This window comes from Streptacidiphilus melanogenes, from assembly GCF_000787835.1.
GTDB lineage: Bacteria > Actinomycetota > Actinomycetes > Streptomycetales > Streptomycetaceae > Streptacidiphilus > Streptacidiphilus melanogenes.
Genome location: NZ_BBPP01000005.1, coordinates 278,645 through 297,856, shown reverse-complemented (window position 1 = coordinate 297,856; position 19,212 = coordinate 278,645). Strand labels below are relative to the sequence as shown.

The following is a 19,212-nucleotide window of genomic DNA, read 5'->3' as shown; positions in this document are numbered from 1 at the left end:
GGATTCGAAAATGGCAGCACAAAGAAAGCCTTTGTGCGATCAGTTTCGAGGGGGTTGGCTGCCCGGACACCCGCACCGCGAGCGGGGCAACTCGGAGAACATTACGCATCCCCGAGGGCGGTGTCAACCCTCCCTGAGCGGGAACTCGCACCAGACGGCCTTGCCGCCGTCGGGGGTCCGTCGGGTGCCCCAGTTGGACGCGATCGTGGCGACGATCGCCAGGCCACGGCCGGACTCGTCGGCCGGCAGGGCCTGGCGGCGGCGCGGGAGGTGGTCGTCGGCGTCAGTGACCTCCACCGTGAGGCGGCGGTCGGTGCGGCGCAGCCGGAGGCGCATCGGGGGGTGGCCGTGGGTGAGGGAATTGGAGACCAGTTCGCTCACGGCCAGGACGCTCAGGTCGCGGATGTCCTCACCGACGCGCCAGCTGCACAGGACGCCTCCGGTGAAGGCGCGGGCGCTGGACGCGGCCTCGGTGCCGCCGAGGAGGTCGAGCGAGGCGCTGCGGAAGAGGTCGGCGGAGTCGACTTCGCGCTGCGGGAGCTGGAAGACGAGCGCGGCGACGTCGTCGTCGTGCTCGGGGGTCACCCCCATGGCGCGCAGCAGGCGGGAGCAGATGACGTCCGGGGTGCCGGTCGCGCCGCTGAGGGTCTTGGCGAGCGCGTCGAGGCCGCGGTCGATGTCGCGGTCGCGGCGTTCGACGAGGCCGTCGGTGTAGAGGACGCCGGTGGCGCCGGGCGGGAAGGGCATGGTGCCGGAGGTGTGCATCCAGCCGCCGGTGCCGAGCGGCGGGCCGCCGGGTTCCTCCGGACGGGTGACCGTGCCGTCGGCGGAGCGGACCATCAGGGGGAGGTGGCCGGCGGAGGCGTAGGTGACGGACTGCTCGCTGGGGTCGAACACCGCGTAGAGGCAGGTGGCGATCTGCATGGCGTCGATCTCCGCGGCGATGCCGTCGAGGAGCTGGAGGACTTCGTGCGGGGGCAGGTCGAGACGGGCGTAGGCGCGGACGGCCGTGCGGAGCTGGCCCATGACAGCCGCGGCGCGCATGCCGCGGCCCATGACGTCGCCGATGACGAGGGCGGTGCGCCCGCCGCCGAGGGTGATGACGTCGTACCAGTCGCCGCCGACGGCGGTGTCGGCGCCGCCGGGTTGGTAGGTGGCGGCCACGCGCAGGTCGTCGGGTTGTTCGAGCTTCTGCGGGAGCAGGCTGCGCTGGAGGGTGACGGCCGCCTCGCGCTGGCGGCGTTCGCTCTCACGCAGCCGTTCGGTGACCCGGACCTGGTCGGTGACTTCGGCGCCGAAGACGAGGACCCCGCAGACGTCGGAGGCTCCGGTGCTGCGGCGCAGCGAGGCGAAGCTGCCGAGCCCGAGGGAGGAGAGGCCGTGCGGGGTACGCCCGCCGGCCTCGGCTCGAGCGGTCACGCCCACGTCGCCACCGACGCCCGCACCTGCGCCCGCGCTCGAGCTGCCGCCCACGACCGCACCCACGGTGGCGGTCTCTCCGAGGGTGAGCTGGGCGAGCTGTCGGCCGAGGTCCTCCGTCTCGCGGATCGGTGCGCAGACGAAGGTGAAGTAGCGCGGTTCCGCGGTGCCGGAGGGCGCCATGGAAACCGGGCCCGACGGCTGCGCGTGGACCTTGCGCGCCTTGACGGTGCGCGGGCGGCCGGTCCGGTAGACCTGGTCCATCAGCGGCAGCAGGCCGAGTTCCTCAAGCTCCGGCATGACCTGGTGGGCGGGCACGCCCGTCGGACGGGGACCGAAGACCTCCGTGTAGGCGCGGCTGAGGTAGCCGAGGCGGTGGGAGGGGCCGTAGCCGATGGCGACGAGTGCGGGCAGGTGGCCGAGCACGTCGTGCACGGCGAGGTGCTCGTGGCCGGCGTGCTCGTGGGCGATCCGTGCCTCGGGGAGCTCGCGGGTGGCTGGAACGCTGGGGGTCGGGCCGGTGTCGCGGTCGGTGGGCGCGGAGGCGCGCCGCTGGCCGCCGGGGAGCCGGGCGCTCCAGCGTGTGAGGTTCAACGGAGTCCTTCGGGCTGCGGGCACGCTGTGGTCAAAGCGGCCCTCGGTCGAACGGGCATCGGTCGAGCGGGCTCGATCGAGGCAGGCTTCGGTCGAGGCAGGCTTCAGGTCGCGCGGAGTCGGGGTCCAGTCTGGCTGAAACCCGCGCCACGGGGAATCAGCTGCCCTGGGGTGTCTTGAAGATCGGCGAATCCAGACGGATCGGACACCGCTCCCTTACGCACCTGTTCGTTCCGGTCGTACGGACCTTCCGAATTCGCGTCATCGCTCGTCCATCAGTTGTTCGAAGCCGGCGCGAGGTTCCTCCAGCTCGCCGATGGAGACCATCTCCCGTCCGGTCAGGCCGGCGAGCAGCCAGTCGGAGAGGACGCGCGCCTTGCGCTCCCAGGTGGGGATGCGGCGCAGGTGCACGGCCCTGTGCAGCAGCCAGGCGGAGCGTCCGTGCAGGGAGCGTCCGCGGAGCTGGGCGACGCCCTTGTGCAGGCCGAGTGAGGTGATCGAGCCCTTGAGCTCGTGGCGGTATTCGGCCGTCGGCTCGGCGCGCAGGCTGGCCACGAGGTTGTCGGCGAGCACGACCGCCTGGCGCACGGCGTGCTGGGCGTTGGCTCGACAGGTCTCCCCGGGGCGGGCGAGGTCGGGGACGGCGGCGCAGTCGCCGGCGGCGTAGACGTCCTCGGCGCCGAGGACGCGCAGGTGGGTGTCGCAGCGCAGTCGGCCCTGGGCGTCGACGGCGAGGCCGGTCTGCTTCAGCACCGGGTTGGCACGGACGCCGGCGGTCCACACGAGCGTGCGGGCGGCGAACCGGCTGCCGTCGGTCAGTTGGACGATCCCGTCGGGGCCGACGGCGGCGAGGCGGGTGCCGAGCCGGACGTCGACGGCGCGTTCGCGCAGCTCGGCGGTGGTGCGCTCGGCGGCCTGCGGCTCTGTCTCGGGCAGGATGCGCTTGCCCGCCTCGACGAGGATCCAGCGCAGGTCGTCGGGCTGGATGGTCGGGTAGTGCGTGAGCGCGTGGCGGGCCATGTCCTCCAGTTCGGCGACGGCGCCGGTGCCGGCGTAGCCGCCGCCCACGAAGACGAAGGTGAGCGCGGCCTGACGGACCTCCGGGTTGCGGGTGGAGGCTGCGGCGTCGAGCTGGCCGAGCACGTGGTTGCGCAGTTTGACGGCTTCCTCGACGCTGCGGAACCCGATGCCGTTCCGGGCGAGGCCCGGGACGGGCAGGATGCGCGAGACGGAGCCGGGGGCGAGGACGAGCCGGTCGTAAGGGACCGTCAGGTCCAGCGTCGGCCCGTCGCGGTGCAGCGGCGAGGGGAGCACGAGGTGCGCCCGCCGTCCTGTCGTGTCGAGGGACGTGAGGCGTCCCTGCACGATCCGCACGCCGGGGAGCGCGCGCCGCAGCGGCACGACGACGTGCCGCGGGTCGATGGCGCCGGCGGCGGCCTCGGCCAGGAACGGCTGGTACGTCATGTAGGAGGTCGGGTCGACGAGTGTGACCTCGGCCTCTCCTGGACGTAGTCGTGACCGCAGCCGCAGGGCGGCGTTGACGCCGACCTGGCCGCCGCCGATGAGCAGAATGCGCGCGGGTGGGAGCACGCCTCTATTCCGCACCCGCGTACGCCCGCGCGTCCATACTCCGTACCTGAATGAGTGGACCGCGCGCATCCGCCCTCCTGCGCGCCTCCGGGGCGCGGCGCAGGGAGGGCAACGCTTCGTGGGCACCCCGTGACTCCACTGATCTGCGCAGATGTCCTACGCTGCGCTGCAGGGGTGGTGTGGGCACGTCCGATGCGGACGGAGCGAATCCTTTAGGGTTCCCTGTTCGCGTCGATGTGCTGTCAACTATCGTCATTGGATCTGTCTACGGGGGAGGACGAACCTCATGGTTCAACAGGAGCAGGTACTGCCGCGAGCGGTGGACGGGGCGATCCCGGTCCAGCGGGGGGTCGCGGCGAACGGTGCCACGCGGGGGGCGGGCAACGGCGCGGGCGGCGGTTCGGGCGCGCGGCTGCGGGTGGACGCGCGACGGAACCTGGAGTCGGTGCTGCGTGCCGCACGCGAGGTGTTCGGCGAACTCGGTTACGGCGCACCGATGGAGGAGGTCGCCCGGCGTGCGGGCGTCGGCGTCGGCACGGTCTACCGGCGCTTCCCCAGCAAGGAGGTGCTGGTGCGGCGGATCGCCTCGGAGGAGGTGGTCTGGCTGACGCAGCAGGCGCGCGAGGCGATCTCGGTGCAGGCCGGCGGCGCGGGGGCGTGGGAGGCGCTGGCCTCGTTCCTGGCCCGTGCGGCGTCCTCCGGGGCGGGGCGGCTGCTGCCGCCGGAGACGTTCCGTCAGGCGGAGGCGCTGGTGCGGGTGCCCGTGCAGCGGAACCCGTCGGCGGACGACGCGGTCGCCGAGGACGCGGTGGCGACGACGTCGGGGGCGGACGAGGAGTACGGCGCGGACGCTGACCCGGCACGGCTGCTGGAGCTGCTGTCGGAGCTGGTGGAGTCCGCGCGGGACGCCGGTGAGCTGCGGGCCGGGGTGACCGTCTCGGACGTGGTGCTGGTGCTGACGGCGGCGGTGCCGCAGCACACGTCGTCCGACGGGAGCGCGTCGGGGCGGCTGCTGCAGCTGCTGCTGGACGGCCTGCGCGGCTGACGCCGCTCGTTCGGATACCAGTGCGGGTGCGGCCGGTGCGCCGCTGACGGGTCGCTGACCGGCGACCGGTCGAATCCCGCAGGTCGTGGTGCCTGTTGCTGCGGGCTACGCAGGTGCCGCCGGATTCCGGTATTCCCCGAAGGAGTGGCGTAACCGTCATCGTCTCCCTTGCGCTCACCGCCGTATGGGAAGGTTTCCCGGTCGAGCGAGTGAGCGGGGGTCCGTGTCATGGCCGCAGAGGAGCCGGAGGCGACCGCCGCCGCTGCCAAGGTGCCGCCGCAGGGAGATGGCAGCGGGCGGCGCCGTGGCGTGCCCGAGGTGCCGGCTCCTGAAGTGACGGCTTCTGAGGTGGCGCTGCCCGAGGCCGCGTTGCCCGCTGCGACGGTGCCTGCGCCCGGCGGGCCCGTCGACGAGGGCGCGCCGCTCGGACCGTCCGACGCCGAGCTGACCGCGGCCGTGCGCGCGGGGGACGACGCCGCGTACGAGGAGCTGTACCGGCGTCACTCCGCGGCCGTCCGCCGCTATGCCAAGAGCTGCTGCCGGGACGCCTTCACCGCGGAGGACCTCGCGGGCGAGGTCTTCGCCCGCACCTTGCAGGCGCTGCGCGCCGGCAAGGGGCCGGACGTGGCGGTGCGCGCGTACCTGCTGACCGCAGTGCGCAACATCGCCGCCTCGTGGAGTCGGAGCGACCGGCGCGAGCAGCTGATCGACGACTTCCAGGTGTTCGCCTCGACCCACGCGGTCGTCGCGACCGTCGACGTGACCGACCCGGGCGCGGACGCGCGGGCCATGTCCGGGGTGGACCAGTCACTGATCGTCCGGGCGTTCCGCAACCTCGACGCGGACGACCGGCTGCTGCTGTGGCACACGGAGGTCGAACAGGAGCCGCCGCGCGAGGTCGCGCTGCTGCTGGGCAAGACGGCCAACGCGACGGCCGTGCAGGCGCACCGCGCCCGCGAGCGGCTGGCCACGGCGTTCCTGCAGGCGCACGTCTCCGACAGGCAGGCGTCCGACTGCGAGCGGCACGCGAGCAAGCTGGGCGGGTTCGCGCGCGGGCAGCTCGGCAAGCGGGCGTCGACGGACGTGCGCGCACACCTGCAGGAGTGCGACCGCTGCTCGGCTGCCTACCTGGAGCTGGTCGACCTCAACCACAGCCTGCGCGAGCTGCTGCCCGGCGGCCTGCTGGTCTGGCTCGGCACGGGCTACGGCACGGCCGTGGCGGCGGGTCTCGTGGGCGGTGCGGCCGTGGCCGGAGGCGCTGCCGCCGTGGGTACCGCGACGGGCGCGGCGGCGGGTGGGGCCGCCGCGGGAGGCGCGGCGGCGGGTGGCGGGAGCTCTGCCGGCGGGGCGGCGGGAGGCGCCGCCGCGTCGGAGGGGATCGGGCTGCCCGCGAAGATCGGCATCGCGACGGCGGTGGCCGTCGCGGCCGGGGTCGGGCTGGCGTTCGCCTTGTCCGGCAGCACGCCGCCGCACAAGCCGGTCGCCAAGCCCACGCCGCAGCCGGTGGCGAGCGTTCCGGCGCCGCAGCCGACGCCGAGTCCCACGCCGCCTCCGGCGGGTCCGGCGCCACAGCCTGCCGCACCCGTCCCGGCTGCGGTGGTCAAGCCGTCCCCGAAGCCGACGCCGAAGCCCCCGGCTCCCCGGCCCACGCCGAAGCCGACCCCCACCCCGACGCCCACGCCCGCACCTCCGCCTCCCCCGCCGCAGAGCTACTTCGTGGACTCGCTGCCGTTCCAGGGCCTGTCGAACGACGACGGCCCGGCGATCGAGCCGGACGCCCTGAGCTGGGTCTGGCAGCGGCCGCACGGCGTCAGCGTCGGCGGCGCCTCGTACCGGCGCGGCGTCACGGTGGTCGCGCCGTCGCGCACGCTCATCGATCTGAACCGCAGCTGCGAGCTCTTCTCGGCGTCCGTGGGCATCGACGACATGACGATGGGCCTCGGTTCGGCGAGGTTCACCGTCGAGGACGGCGCCTCGGGCGCGGTGCTGTGGCGTTCCGGGGTGATCCACGGGGGCGATCCGGCGGTGTCGTTCAGCGTGCCGCTGGAGGGGCTGACCTCGATCCGCCTGGTTGTCCACGGCTCGCACGGGTTCCTCGGCGGGCAGATCGCGGACTGGGCGGACGCGGGCTTCACCTGCTGAGCCCGCGCCTCGCGCCTCTCACCCCACAACCCTCGGTTCCGGGGCTCAGTCCTTCAACTGCGACACCTGACGCAGGGCGGAGAGAAAGGTCTCCGTCTCCTGCGCGCCCTGGACGGCGTACTTGCCGTCGAAGACGAACGTCGGCACGGCGCTGACGCCGATCTCGCGGGCGTGTGCGAGCTCGCGGTCGGTCTCGCCCCGGCCCTCGTCGGACCGCAGGAACGCCTCGACGCGCGCGCGGTCGAGCCCGGCGGCGACGGCGACGTCGGTCAGGGCGGCGTAGTCGGCGACGTCGATGCCGTCGGAGAAGTGCGCGGCGAGAAGCCGCTCCTTCAGCTCCGCCTGGACGGCCGGCCCGTACTCCTGCTCGGCGAGCCAGAGCAGACGGTGGCCGTGGATGGTGTTGACGTGCAGCGCGGCGTCGAAGTCGTAGTCGATGCCCTCCTGCTTGCCGATGGCGGCCACCCGGTCGTCCATCGCGCGCGACTGGGGGCCGTAGCGCTCCTCCAGCCAGGCGCGGTGCGGGCTCGGCTCGGTCGGCGCGTCCGGGACGAGCTGGTAGGGGCGGTAGACGACCTCGACGTCGCCGGCGCCCTCGAAGGCGGCGAGGGCACGGTCGAAGCGGCGCTTGCCGATGTAGCACCAGGGGCAGGCGATGTCCGAGTAGATCTCGACCTTCATAAGGGCAGGCTCCTCACACCTTCACGATTCTCTGCGCACTCAGAGAACATGTCGGCCGCTCGGTTCATTCCCACCGACCCGCCCCGCCGGCCCAGCCCCGCCGGAAGCGCCGTCAGCCCGGCGCCGTCAACGCTTCGGCCCCGGGACGAGCAGGACGGGACAGAGCGCGTGGAACAACAGCGTGGAGGCCACCGACCCCACGAGCAGGCGGGAGAACCCGCCGTTGCCACGAGCCCCGAGCACGAGGGTGTGCTGCCGCGCGGAGGCGCCGAGCAGCAGCGTGATCGGATCCCCGGCGACGACGTGGAGGGTGGGCGTGACGGTCACCCCCGGCACGTTCGCGGTGGCGGCGGCGACGCCCCGGTGGACGACGTCCGCCATGCCCACGAGCAGCCGGTCGACGCTGTCCTGCATCACGTCCTCCAGCCCCGCCGTCACGACGCTGGGCGTCGGGTTCACTGCGGCGAGGACGCGCAACGGCAGCCCGTGCACCTGCGCCTCCTGGAGCGCGCGCTCCAGCGCCCAGAGCGACCCGTCCGACCCGTCCACCCCGACGAGGACGCCGGCCTCGGCGTCGGCGGGCGGCAGCTCGTGCGAGACGGGGAGTGGGCGCATGCAGCCATGATGCGGCGACGCGGTGACGGGCGGTCAGCTGCAACACGCCCTTCCTGCGGCGTCAGCCTCCCACCGCGGGCACGGACGGGCTGCGCAGGTCGGTCCAGCAGCTCCCCCTGCGGCTGTGCAGCCGCCGGACCCAGAGCTCCGTCGCGATGAGCTCCGGCAGCCCGTCCAGCGGACCGGGCGCCGTCTCCGACGTGGCCGCGGCGAGCGCCCTGCGGGCGTGGGGGACGTCGATGACACCCCATCGCCCCAGCAGCGAGGAGGCGAGGAGGCGGTCCAGGGCCGGGGCGGCCCGGCGGAGGCCTGCCCGCATGGTGGCGGTGGAGGGGGAGGCGTCGTGAGGGGCCGCAGCGCTGGTGGCGAGGTCGTCCGGCAGGGCGGCGACGCCCGCGCCCGCGAGGACCGCGCGCAGGATGCCCTGGCGGGCGCCGGGCTGGATACGGGCGTGGTCGGGGACCAGCCGGCAGGCGCGGACGACCTGGTTGTCGAGGAACGGTGCGTGCAGGCGGCGGCCGCGCGCGTCAGGGGCGGACTCGACGACCTGGGCCAGGACCCGGAAGTCCGCCGCGCGGCGTTGGAGCGCAAGGCGGGCACGCCGGGCGCCCGGCCGCTCGTCGGGGGCTCCCGCGCGCGCCGCGAGGCGCAGTCGAGCGGCGACCGCGCCGCGCGCGCCCTCGGTGAGCCAGTCCGCGGCCGGGCCCGGCGTGCACCAGGCGAGCGCGCGGGTCGAGGCCTCGCCGGCACTGCCGCGTTGCGGCGACGCGCCGGGAAGTCCGCGGAGCAGCGAAGCGGCCGCGGCCTCCAGTCCGTCGACGTAACCGGTGCGGGCGAGGCGACGTGCCGCGCGGACGACGGAGACGGGCGTGCCGAGCCCGGCTGCGCCGAGCGCCGCGCTGTCGGCGCGGGTGAGCGCGGCGACAGGCCGCAGCAGTGGACTGCGGCGGCGATCGTGGAGCAGGTCGGCGAGGCGGGCCGGGTGGCCGTCGAGCACCTGGCGCGCCCCGTGGCCGCTGATGTGCTCCACCCCGGCCGCCGCGAGACGGGCGCGCTGCCGAACGGCGGTGACCAGGGCCGGGCCGGGCTCGTCGGTGAGCGGACCGGCCAGCGGATCGTCGGCGAGGTCGGCGAAGGGCAGTGCGTCCTGACCGCCCGGCACCACGACGTGGTCGATCCGGTCGGCCACGGACTCGGCGACCGCGCGGGCCCGCAGCAGCTCGGCCTCGCGGCCGGGGCTGAGCGGAGCGCCGGTCGCACCCTCGGCATCGGTGTAGGTGATGGCCAGCAGGGTGTCGCTCTCCGGCTCGCTCACCGCTCCGTTCCTGGCCCAGGAGCCGCGGACCGCGCCGGTACGCCGCGGAGCGGCGCCGCCCTCCTCGCCCGGATCCGCGCCTGGAGGCCCGTGGCGCAGCGTGCGCGAGCTGCGCGGATCACCCCAGCGCTCCTCGCTGAACGTGCCGAGCATGGGGTGTCGGGCGGTCGCGGGCCGGGCCGGGTCGGCCGGCGCCGCCTCTGCACCGGGAGAGCCCGGGGACAGGTTCACCGGGTCCTCGTCGGGGTCGAGCTCCGCTTCGGTCTCGTCGGCGCCACGGCTGAAGAGGGAGGCGGCGACGAGGCGCCCGGCGCGTGCGGAGGCGACGGCACCCGAGGCGCGGGGAATGCCGGCCGCCAGCAGGGTGAGCACGGTGGAGGCGCTGCCGCCGGAGAGGTCGACGCTGACCGCGGGACGAGGCGTGATCGTGCCGACGCCGTATGCCGCGAGGCCGACGCCGAGACCCGCGCCGTGACCCGCACCCGGCCCCGCTTCGTGCCCTGCATCGTGCCCCGCGTCGAACCCGGCCCGGCCGTGCTCGTCCGCGCCGTGCCCCTGCCCTGCATGGCCGCGCCCTCCCTGCTCGTACGCGCCGTGATCGGCGCGGCGTGTCTGGCCCGCTTCGGCGGCCGCACGGCGGCCGAAGGGAACCCCGGACGCCCCGCCCTCGGGCGGGTCCGGGTCCGCCCGACGCGCGGCGGCACCCGGCTGCGAAGCACCGGGCCGGCCCGCGGCCCACCGCCCGGCGAGCCCGGGGACGCCGGCCGCGGCGGCGACGGTCTCGCTCGTCGCCGCGCGCAGCATCCCGACGCCGAACGCGCTGCGCGGCGCGGGCGTGCGCACGCGCAGGCGCACGGACTCCAGCAGTGACCGGGTGACCTCGGCCGTCGCGGAGGCCTCGGTCATCTCGTAGCTGCCGATCCCGCCGGGCAGGGCCTCGTAGGCGGCGACGTCCGGGGCGCCCGCGCGCATGCTGAGCGCCTGCCCCGGCGTGACCCGGCGCACGCCCTGGAACGGGCTGGTGTCGCCGACCCCCTCCGGGGAGTCCGGGAGGGCCAGCCGTGCGGCGAGGTGCACGTGGTCGACGGGCGCCTCGACCAGGTCCGCCAGCGGCAGCGCCGCCGTCGCCCACGCGGTGCCGCCGCGCCAGCCGGTGTAGTAGACGGGCTGGACTCCCGCAAGGTCGCCCAGGACCGCGACGCGGGTGCCCTGCTGCAGGACCACGACGTAGCTGCCGGGCCAGGTGGTCAGATGGCGCAGGGCGCCGCCGCTGGTGGCCAGCAGGGCGGTGCGCAGCGCGGAGTCGGCCGCGCCGCAGCGGCCGAGGACGAAGAGGCGTGCCAGCGCGCCGTCTTCCGGCGGGAACGCGGGCGTGGGCGCACCGGTCGCGGACGGGGCCGGAAGCTCCTCGAGGTCAGGGAAGCCGTTCTGCACGACGTGCCGGTGGTGCCGGCGGAAGCGGTAGACCGCGACGCCGCGGATCTCGTCGGGGCGCCAGTCGCCGACGACCCACAGCGGGTCGTTCCCCGGCCAGAGCAGGCGGCCGCCGACCGGCCGCAACGCGGCGGCCTCCTGCCCGGCCCTGCCGCGCACGCCGTTCCAGCCCACCACCCACCGCATCGTCGCCTCCCCGGCAAGGCAGCACGGTGCCGCACCGTCAGCTCACATGGTGCCAGCTCACGGCGCGCACGTCGGCGGCCTCGCAGAGATCGACTTCCCTTCTGTGTACGGTCGTTGATCACCCGTCAGCCCGAGCATGCGACAAATGCGAAGAAAAGCGCACCGAATCACCCAGCAGGCAGCCCCGGGCGGCTCGGGCCCCGGGCCATCCCCTCCCTGGTCCGGGCCCCGACCCCTGGGGCCCGGACCAGGAGGGCCCGGACGGACGAGCCCCACGCCCGCCCCGAACTGCGCGGTGACTTCGCGGCCCGGGAGGTGTCCGCACACCCCCCGGGCCGGTCCGCCGCCGCGCGGGGATGTACGGCGGCGGCGTCCCCCGACCCGCCGGGTCCTCGACGGCAGGCCGACCCACGCCACCATGCAACTGCCGGAACCGCACGTCAGGGAGGGGGCACGGCGGGGCGCACCGCCGCACGCGCCAGGGGCATAGGCCAGCCATCCGGCGTACGCCTGTGCGGTTCGTCCGGGGCGAATCCCGCAGGCGGGAGGTCGGCCGTCTCGGCCGTGGCCGGTACCTGTTCCCGCCATCCGGTACAAGACCCCTTAACCCTGGGAACCCGGGGAACTACTCTGGGTGTTATCAGTCAGGATGGGTGATATCCCGTCAAGGGGCTGCTTCCCAGGGGCAGTCGGATCAAAATCAGAACAGTCGGGGCCGTCGGGACGGCCGCCACGGTCGGGATCGAGCAGTCGAGGGGGTGCAGCCGGGAATGGTGGCCAACGGGCGCGGACCGAACGAGAAGCTGGGCTCCCTGCTGACGCTCGCGGGCATCAGCAACGCCGGGCTGGCCCGGCGCGTCAACGATCTCGGCGCACAGCGGGGCCTGACGTTCCGCTACGACAAGACGTCGGTGGCCCGGTGGGTCACCAAGGGCATGGTCCCGCAGGGGCCCGTGCCGCACCTGATCGCGACGGCGATCGGCGGCAAGCTCGGACGGAGCGTCCCGCTGGAGGAGATCGGCCTGGGCAGCGCCGATCCGACGCCCGAGGTCGGCCTCTCCTTCCCGCGCGACGTCCCCGCGGCGGTGCGCTCCGCCACGGAGCTGTGGCGCCTCGATCCCGGCCGCGCCCGCAAGCCCGGTGCGACCGGCCCGGGTTGGTGGGACAGCCTGGCCGGCACCTTCTCCGTCGCCGCGTACGCCACGCCCGTCTCCCGCTGGCTGATCACGCCCGTGGACGGCTCGGTCGCCCGCGAGTCGACGGCCGCCACCTCGTTCTCCGACGTGCACGAGCCCTCCGACCTGGCCCGCCTCGCCGACGCGCAGGGCCGCCCGTACCGGGTGGGCCACGCCGACGCGGCGAAGCTACGGATGGCGGCGGAGGAGGCCCGCCGCTGGGACTCCCGCTACGGCGGCGGCGACTGGCGCTCCTCGATGGTCCCCGAGTGCCTGCGCCGCGACGCGGCGCCGCTGCTGCTCGCCTCGTACAGCGACGAGGTCGGCCGCGCGCTGTTCGGCGCGACCGCTGAACTCAGCCGCCTGGCCGGCTGGATGGCCTTCGACACCGGCCAGCACGAGGCCGCGCAGCGCTACTACATCCAGGCGCTCCGGCTGGCCCGGGCAGCAGCGGACGTGCCGCTCGGCGGCTACGTGCTCGCCTCGATGAGCCTCCAGGCCACCTACCGCGGCGCGGCCGAGGAGGGCGTCGACCTGGCGCAGGCGGCGGTGGAGCGCAACCGCGGTCTGGCGACCGCGCGCACCATGTCCTTCTTCCGCCTGGTCGAGTCCAGAGCCCACGCCCGTGCGGGCGACGCGACGGCCTGCGCGGCGGCGCTCGCGGCGGCCGAGAGTTGGCTGGAACGCGCCCGGGCCGGGGATCCGGATCCGGCCTGGATCGACTTCTACACCTGGGACCGGCTCGCGGCCGACGCCGCGGAGGGCTTCCGCGACCTCGGCATGCCGGGCAAGGTACGCGAGTTCACCGAGCGGGCGCTGGCGCGCCCCACCGAGGAGTACGTCCGCTCGCACGGCCTGCGCCTGATCGTCTCGGCGATGGCCGAACTCGACCAGGGCGAGCTGGAACGCGCGGTCGCAGCGGGCAACCGGGCGCTGGACGTGGCCGGAAGGATCTCCTCGCAGCGCACCCGGGAGTACCTGGGCGAGATGCTCAAGCGGCTGGACCGCTTCAAGGGCGAACGCATCGCGGAGGAGCTCGTCGAGCGGGCCAGGCTGACGCTGGCGGCTCCGGCCTGACCCAGGTGGCCCGCGGACCCCGCGCGGCCGCATGTCGGCAGAGCCCCACGCCTTCGGACTGCTCCAACTAGAGTTCCCGCATGGGTTCCTCCTACGACTGCGACGTCGTGATCATCGGTGGCGGGATCGTCGGGCTCAGTGCCGCGTACGCGTTGAGCCTCGCTCGGCCCGGGGCGGACGTGATCGTGCTGGAGAAGGAGCCGCGGCTCGGCGCGCACCAGACCGGCCACAACAGCGGCGTGATCCACAGCGGGCTGTACTACAAGCCCGGCTCGCTGAAGGCGCGCTTCGCCCTGGCCGGCGCGGCCGAGATGGTGGAGTTCTGCAAGGAGCAGGGCCTGCCGCACGAGGTGACCGGCAAGCTCGTGGTCGCCGTCGACGAGACCGAACTGCCCCGGCTGCGCGCCCTCGCGGAGCGCGGGCGGGAGCACGGACTGCCGATCCGCGAGCTCGCCGCGGGCGAGATCGCGCAGTACGAGCCGCACGTGCGCGGGGTCGCCGCGCTGCACGTCGGAACGACGGGCCTGGCCGACTTCCCCGCCGTCGCGCAGCGGTACGCGGAGCTGTCGGGGGCGCGGATCCGGACCGGGAACGCGGTCACCGCGATCGACCGCCGCGCGGACGGGGTGACGGTCACGACCTCGCTCGGCGAGGTCCGCGCCCGCGCGCTGGTGAACTGCGCGGGTCTGTACAGCGACCGGGTCGCGCGGCTGGCCGGTGACGAGCCGGGGCTGCGCATCGTCCCGTTCCGCGGCGAGTACTTCGAGCTCTCCCCTGCCGCGGCCGCGCTCGTGCGCGGGCTCGTCTACCCCGTGCCGGACCCGGCGTTCCCCTTCCTCGGCGTGCACCTGACCCGCGACCTGGTGGGCGGCGTCCACGTGGGCCCGAACGCCGTGCCGGCGCTGGCCCGTGAGGGGTACGGGTGGAGCCGGATCAGTGTGCGGGACCTCGTCGAGACGGTGAGCTGGCCGGGCACCTGGTCCCTCGCGTCCCGCCACTGGCGCGCGGAGGCGGTGGAGCTGCACCGCTCCCTCAGCCACCGCGCGTTCACGCGCGCCCTGCGGCGGCTGCTGCCGGACATCACCGAGCACGACCTCGTCCCCGCCCCGGCCGGCGTCCGCGCCCAGGCGGTCGACCGCCACGGCACGCTCGTCGACGACTTCGCCTTCGCGCAGGGGCCGCGCACGGTCCACGTCCTCAACGCCCCCTCGCCCGCGGCGACCGCCTCCCTGCTCATCGGCCGCGAGATCGCCTCGCGCACCCTCACCGCGTTGGACGCGTAGCGTCCTCGGGGAGCCGCTGCCCGTTCCGTAGACTGGAGCGCATTGTGACCAGTCAGACCGCCGCCCCCGCCATAACCCCCGGCGCCGACGCCCGCCTCGACGTCCGCGCCGCAGCCGACGACGCCCGGCCCGGGTCGCCCGTCTCGCCCGAGTTGCACCGGGAGCGGCGGATCCGGAGCTTCCACCCGCGGAAGGGGCGGATGAGCACCGCCCAGCACGACGCGCTGGCGCGGTCGTGGGACGGGTACGGCATCCGCGTCGACGGCAAGCGTCGGCTGGACCTGGACGAGTGGTTCGGGCGGGCGGACGCGCGGGTCGTGCTGGAGATCGGCTTCGGCATGGGTGACGCGACCGCCACCATGGCCGCCGCGGAGCCGGATCGGTGCGTGCTCGCCGTCGACGTGCACACGCCGGGGCACGGCAACCTGCTGCGCCGGATCGAGTCCGACGGTCTCGACAATCTCCGGCTGGCCGAGGGCGACGCCGTGGTGCTGCTGCGCGACCAGCTCGCGCCGCAGAGCCTGGACGGACTGCGGATCTTCTTCCCGGACCCGTGGCCGAAGGCGCGCCACCACAAGCGCCGACTGATCCAGCCGGAGTTCATCGCCCTCGCCGTCTCCCGGCTGCGGCCGGGTGCGACGGTGCACTGCGCGACCGACTGGGAACCGTACGCCGAGCAGATGCTCGAGGTGCTGAGCGGCTCCGCCGAGCTGGAGAACCTGCACACGGACTACGCGCCGCGTCCCGACTGGCGGCCGGTGACCAAGTTCGAACGGCAGGGTCTGGCCAAGGGTCACGTCGTCCGGGATGTTCTGTTCCGCCGGGTCTGACGGTCTGACCCGCAGGAACTGCTTACCGGCCGCTCCGCGCCACCGCTAAGGTCGTGGGGTGAGCAGCGAGTACGAGGAGCCCGCGGCCGTTGCGGCAGCCGGTCCGATACCCGAACCGCACCCCGCCGTTTCCGTCGACGCCGTCGACGGCGCGGTGCTGCCCGAGGGACTGCCGGCGGCCCCGCAGGCCGGCGGCACGGACGCGCTGCCGTTCAGCCCGCCGACCAGCTTCCGCTACAAGGTGCGGCGCAACCTGCTGGAGAACCGGTGGCTGCGCCTGCTCGCGGTCGTGCTGGTGCTGGCGCTGTGCGGGGTGGTCATCCTCGCCAAGCTGCAGAAGATGACCGGCACCTCCGGCTTCCTGGTCGGCGCCTCGCTGGCCGTGCTGCCAGTGCCGCTGATCCTCGGCGCGTTCTACTGGCTCGACCGCGTCGAGCCCAAGCCGTGGAAGCTGCTGCTGTTCTGCTTCGGCTGGGGCGCCTGCGCGGCCACCCTGGTCGCGCTGCTGGCCAACGACTGGGCCACCACCGAGTTGATCAGCCATCAGGTGGGCGGCGGCGAGACGCTGAGCGCGAGCCTGGTGGCGCCGCTGGTCGAGGAGACCTGCAAGGGCTCGGCGCTGCTGCTGATCTTCCTGTTCCGCCGCCGGGACTTCACCGGCATCGTCGACGGCGCGGTGTACGCGGGCTTCACCGCGACCGGCTTCGCCTTCACCGAGAACATCCTCTACATCGGCCGCTCGGTCGCCGACGGCAGCCCGGACGGCGGCAGCGCCGTCGTGGTCACCGTCTTCACCTTCCTGATGCGCGAGGTGATGTCGCCGTTCGCGCACCCGCTGTTCACGTCGATGACGGCGGTCGGCTTCGGTGTGGCGGCGATCAGCCGCAAGCGCTGGCAACGGATCTGCGCCCCGATCGCCGGCTGGATCTTCGCCATGCTGATGCACGGCACCTGGAACAGCTCTCCGTCGCTGGGGGCGGCGGGCTTCTTCGGCGTCTACTTCCTCTTCATGGTCCCGGTCTTCGCGCTGATGGTGTGGCTGCTGGTCTGGGCGCGCGGCAACGAGCTGCGGACGGTCGGCCGCCAGCTGGCGGTGTACGTGACGGCGGGCTGGATGAGTTCGCCGGTCCCCGTGGTGATGTCGTCGATGCGCACCCGCAAGCAGGCCCGCGCCCTGGCCCGGTTCCAGCAGGGCCCGGCCGGGGACCGGGCGATGCGGGAGTACCTGTCCTTCGCGACCTCGCTGGCGCTGCTGCGCGAGCGGGTGGCGCGCGGCCTGGCCGTCCAGCACTTCACGGAGCGCGAGCAGGAGCTGCTGCACCACCTGTGGGAGCGGAAGGACGCGGTCGCGACGGTGTTCGCGCGGGTCGGCGAGCAGGAGTGGTTCCGCAAGCACCCGCCGCTGATGCCCGCGTTCGGCCGCCCGGGCCCGATGCCCATGGGCGTGCCGATGGGGACCCCCATGCAGGTTCCGGTGCAGGGGTACCGCGCTCCGTACGGCCGGCCTGGCCCGTACGCACCCCAGCCCGGCCCGTACGGACAGCCGGGGCCCTACGCCCAGCCCGGCCCGTACGGGCAGCCCGGCCCGTACGGGCAACCGGGGCCGTACGCGCAGCCCGGCCCGTACGCGCAGCGCCCGTACCCGCAGCCGTACCCGTATCCGGCGGCTCAGTCGCAGCCGTACCCGTATCCGGCGGCCCAGTCGCAGCCGTACCAGCCCCACCCGTACCAGCCCGCCCAACCGCAGCCGCAGCCGCAGCCGCAGCCGCAGGCTCCGGCTCCGCAGGGCCACCCGTACCCCGCGACCCGGCCCGGGACGGCGGCCCAGGAGGCGACGCGGGAGGCAGCACAGGAGCCGGCGCGGGAGGCGGGGCAGGAGCAGCAGCCGCCCACCGCCGAGCACTGACCACCGGCGTCCCACCAGCGACTTCGGCCGTACCGGAACCATCGGGACCCCCTGCCGCGTTGTTCTGGATATCCGCACATCGATGTGCGGCGACGCCGACACAGCGTCAGGAGGCAGCGCCGGTGACCGATGGCATCTACCGGATGGCCGTGACCAGTGGGCACGGACATCAGGAGACTGTTGCCCTGGCCGAGCAGCAGCTGCGGCAGTGGCTCAAGGCACTGCACTACGACGAACCGGGCTCGGGGAACGGGCGGCGGCGAGTCGGACCGCAGGCCGTGCTGGACCAGGTGGCCCGTGGCAAGGCCGTGCAGGGGCGGCTGGCCCGCTGGCGGCTGCGCGAGTTCACCGTGCAGGGCATCTGGCAGACCTCGCTGACCGTGGCCACCGCGCGCGACGGCCACACCTGGGTACAGCTGGACGCCGAGCAGCTGCCGGTGCGCGGCGAGGAGCCGGCGAAGGCGCCCGTTCCGGCGCTGGCCCGCGGGCTGCTGGACGTGCTGGACGCGACGGAGGGCGAACAGCCCGGCTCGGCACGGGTGCACGCGCTGCCCGGGGTGATCGAGCGGGGCGACGTCGACGACATCCTCGACGAGCTGTGCGACCCGGACCGGCGGCTGCCGATCGTCGTCGCCAGCACCCCCCTCCACACCGACTTCGAGGACTGGCTCGACGACACCGTCGACCCGCTGCTGCGCAGCTGCAGTGGCCTCGCCGTCCTCTACGCCCTCTCCCCCGGCGCGGAACGCGCCTTCAACACGGCGCTGGAGCACCACCGCGTCTACGGCGGCGCGGTGCGCACGTACCTGCCGGGCCTGGATCCGGCGTGGGCGCCGGAGGCGGCCCGGCACCGGGTGATGTCGCGCACCACGATCGAGGACAACCTGCGGCGCGCGTCCGGCCTGCTGGCCTGGCTGCCGCGCCGGCTCGCCGTGCAGGCCCCTCTGGCGGACCAGCTCGTCGGCCTGCCGCCGCTGCGTCCCGAGGGCCTGCCCGAGGCCGACGCGATCCAGCCCGGCGGCCTCCTCGTGGACCACGAGGAGGAGGAGGCCCACGAGCAGCGGGCCCGTGCGGAGGAGCTGCAGGAGGTCCGCCGGTGGCTGCGCGCCGCGGAGGAGCGCGAGTCCCTGCTGGCCGCCGAGTACGACGAGCAGTACAGCGAACTGCGCGCGGTCCGCACGAAGCTGCGCACGCTCTCCGGTCGCCCCATACGTCCGCAGGACTCCGAGCCCGCGACCTTCGCGGAGCTGCTGGACCGTCTGGACGAGTTCCCGCAGCTGGCGTTCACCGGTGACGCGCGGCTGACCAAGGAGCTGGACGAGCAGACCGACCACCCCACCTGGGTCCGGATGACCTGGGACGCGCTGATGGCCCTCCAGGACTACGCCGAGTCCGCGAAGTCCGGCTCAGCCGGCGGCGACTTCCGCAGCTGGTGCGAGAACACCCCGCCGGACTGCCACCCCTTCCCGCCGCGCAAGGTGATCCGCGGGGAGTCCCGGACGGTGAGCACCAACGCCAAGTGGAAGCGGGAGCGCCAGCTGCACGTCCCCGTGGAGGTCGACCCGTCCGGTCGCGTCTTCATGGGCGCCCACCTGCGCATAGGCGGTGGCGGCACGGCTCCGCGCCTGCACTACCACGACGACTGCTCCGGCACTGGGCGGGTCTACATCGGCTACATCGGGCTGCACCTGCACAACACGCGTACGAACTGACCCAACGACTGACGGAGGTTCACTTTCCATGGCTCAGGTCCCCTCTTCGCTCGTCGCCGCCACCGGCCTCGTCGGCGGCTACGCCGTCGCCCGCGCGACGAAGCGCCGCGAGCTGGGCGGCGTGGCGCTCGCCACGGCGGGCGGCGTCGCCGCATGGCAGTGGCGCCGCGCGGCCGGCCCGAAGGCGGCCGCGGCGCTGGGCGGCCTC

12 protein-coding genes and 1 pseudogene are annotated in these 19,212 nt (G+C 74.4%); 8 read left to right on the top strand and 5 right to left on the bottom strand.

Annotated elements, in window-relative coordinates:
- Positions 1-123: 123 nt before the first annotated feature.
- Positions 124-2,013: an ATP-binding SpoIIE family protein phosphatase gene (locus TR49_RS08780; RefSeq protein ID WP_042379012.1), complete on the bottom strand. Its 1,890-nt coding sequence runs from the start codon at positions 2,011-2,013 to the stop codon at positions 124-126.
- A 261-nt stretch (positions 2,014-2,274) separates the two neighbouring features.
- Positions 2,275-3,603 carry an NAD(P)/FAD-dependent oxidoreductase gene (locus tag TR49_RS08775; RefSeq protein ID WP_042379010.1) on the bottom strand — a complete coding sequence of 443 codons (1,329 nt, stop codon included), beginning with the start codon at positions 3,601-3,603 and terminating at the stop codon, positions 2,275-2,277.
- A 286-nt stretch (positions 3,604-3,889) separates the two neighbouring features.
- Between TR49_RS08775 and TR49_RS08770 the strand changes: the two genes are divergently transcribed.
- Positions 3,890-4,648, top strand: a complete 759-nt coding sequence (locus TR49_RS08770) for a TetR/AcrR family transcriptional regulator (RefSeq protein ID WP_084724688.1) — start codon at positions 3,890-3,892, stop codon at positions 4,646-4,648.
- A 228-nt stretch (positions 4,649-4,876) separates the two neighbouring features.
- The gene (locus tag TR49_RS08765) at positions 4,877-6,790 is read left to right on the top strand and encodes a sigma-70 family RNA polymerase sigma factor (protein ID WP_084724687.1); all 1,914 of its coding nucleotides are present in this window, start codon (positions 4,877-4,879) and stop codon (positions 6,788-6,790) included.
- Between the two features lie 45 nt (positions 6,791-6,835).
- On the opposite strand, the gene TR49_RS08760 is transcribed toward TR49_RS08765, so the two are convergent.
- From TR49_RS08760 to TR49_RS46645, 3 genes are all read right to left on the bottom strand, one after another.
- Positions 6,836-7,471, bottom strand: a complete 636-nt coding sequence (locus TR49_RS08760; RefSeq protein ID WP_042379007.1) for a DsbA family oxidoreductase — start codon at positions 7,469-7,471, stop codon at positions 6,836-6,838.
- Positions 7,472-7,597: 126 nt separating this feature from the next.
- Positions 7,598-8,086 (bottom strand): universal stress protein, encoded by a 489-nt coding sequence (locus TR49_RS08755; RefSeq protein ID WP_052434124.1) that lies wholly within the window; start codon positions 8,084-8,086, stop codon positions 7,598-7,600.
- Between the two features lie 61 nt (positions 8,087-8,147).
- Positions 8,148-11,021 (bottom strand): asparagine synthase-related protein, encoded by a 2,874-nt coding sequence (locus TR49_RS46645; protein WP_052434123.1) that lies wholly within the window; start codon positions 11,019-11,021, stop codon positions 8,148-8,150.
- A gap of 770 nt (positions 11,022-11,791) precedes the next feature.
- Between TR49_RS46645 and TR49_RS08740 the strand changes: the two genes are divergently transcribed.
- From TR49_RS08740 to TR49_RS42560, 6 genes and pseudogenes are all read left to right on the top strand, one after another.
- Entirely contained in the window at positions 11,792-13,273 is a 1,482-nt protein-coding gene (locus TR49_RS08740; protein WP_042379004.1) for an NsdA family TPR-like regulatory protein, read from the top strand.
- Positions 13,274-13,353: 80 nt separating this feature from the next.
- Complete coding sequence (lhgD, locus tag TR49_RS08735) at positions 13,354-14,556, top strand: L-2-hydroxyglutarate dehydrogenase (protein ID WP_042379002.1); 1,203 nt, start codon at positions 13,354-13,356, stop codon at positions 14,554-14,556.
- Between the two features lie 44 nt (positions 14,557-14,600).
- The gene (trmB, locus tag TR49_RS08730) at positions 14,601-15,386 is read left to right on the top strand and encodes a tRNA (guanosine(46)-N7)-methyltransferase TrmB (RefSeq protein WP_236653269.1); all 786 of its coding nucleotides are present in this window, start codon (positions 14,601-14,603) and stop codon (positions 15,384-15,386) included.
- Between the two features lie 58 nt (positions 15,387-15,444).
- A complete protein-coding gene (locus TR49_RS46580) occupies positions 15,445-17,292 on the top strand; it encodes a PrsW family intramembrane metalloprotease (protein WP_063770047.1) in 1,848 nt (615 codons plus the stop codon).
- Positions 17,293-17,414: 122 nt separating this feature from the next.
- Entirely contained in the window at positions 17,415-19,004 is a 1,590-nt protein-coding gene (locus TR49_RS08720; RefSeq protein ID WP_052434122.1) for a hypothetical protein, read from the top strand.
- A 28-nt stretch (positions 19,005-19,032) separates the two neighbouring features.
- Positions 19,033-19,212 (top strand): annotated as a pseudogene (locus tag TR49_RS42560) (hypothetical protein); the annotation flags it as partial.

Coding starts and splice junctions, on each gene's coding strand:
- TR49_RS08770 (WP_084724688.1), top strand. CDS start 3,890: ATGGTTCAACAGGAGCAGGTACTGCCGCGAGCGGTGGACGGGGCGATC.
- TR49_RS08765 (WP_084724687.1), top strand. CDS start 4,877: ATGGCCGCAGAGGAGCCGGAGGCGACCGCCGCCGCTGCCAAGGTGCCG.
- TR49_RS08760 (WP_042379007.1), bottom strand. CDS start 7,471: ATGAAGGTCGAGATCTACTCGGACATCGCCTGCCCCTGGTGCTACATC.
- TR49_RS08755 (WP_052434124.1), bottom strand. CDS start 8,086: ATGCGCCCACTCCCCGTCTCGCACGAGCTGCCGCCCGCCGACGCCGAG.
- TR49_RS46645 (WP_052434123.1), bottom strand. CDS start 11,021: ATGCGGTGGGTGGTGGGCTGGAACGGCGTGCGCGGCAGGGCCGGGCAG.
- TR49_RS08740 (WP_042379004.1), top strand. CDS start 11,792: ATGGTGGCCAACGGGCGCGGACCGAACGAGAAGCTGGGCTCCCTGCTG.
- lhgD (WP_042379002.1), top strand. CDS start 13,354: ATGGGTTCCTCCTACGACTGCGACGTCGTGATCATCGGTGGCGGGATC.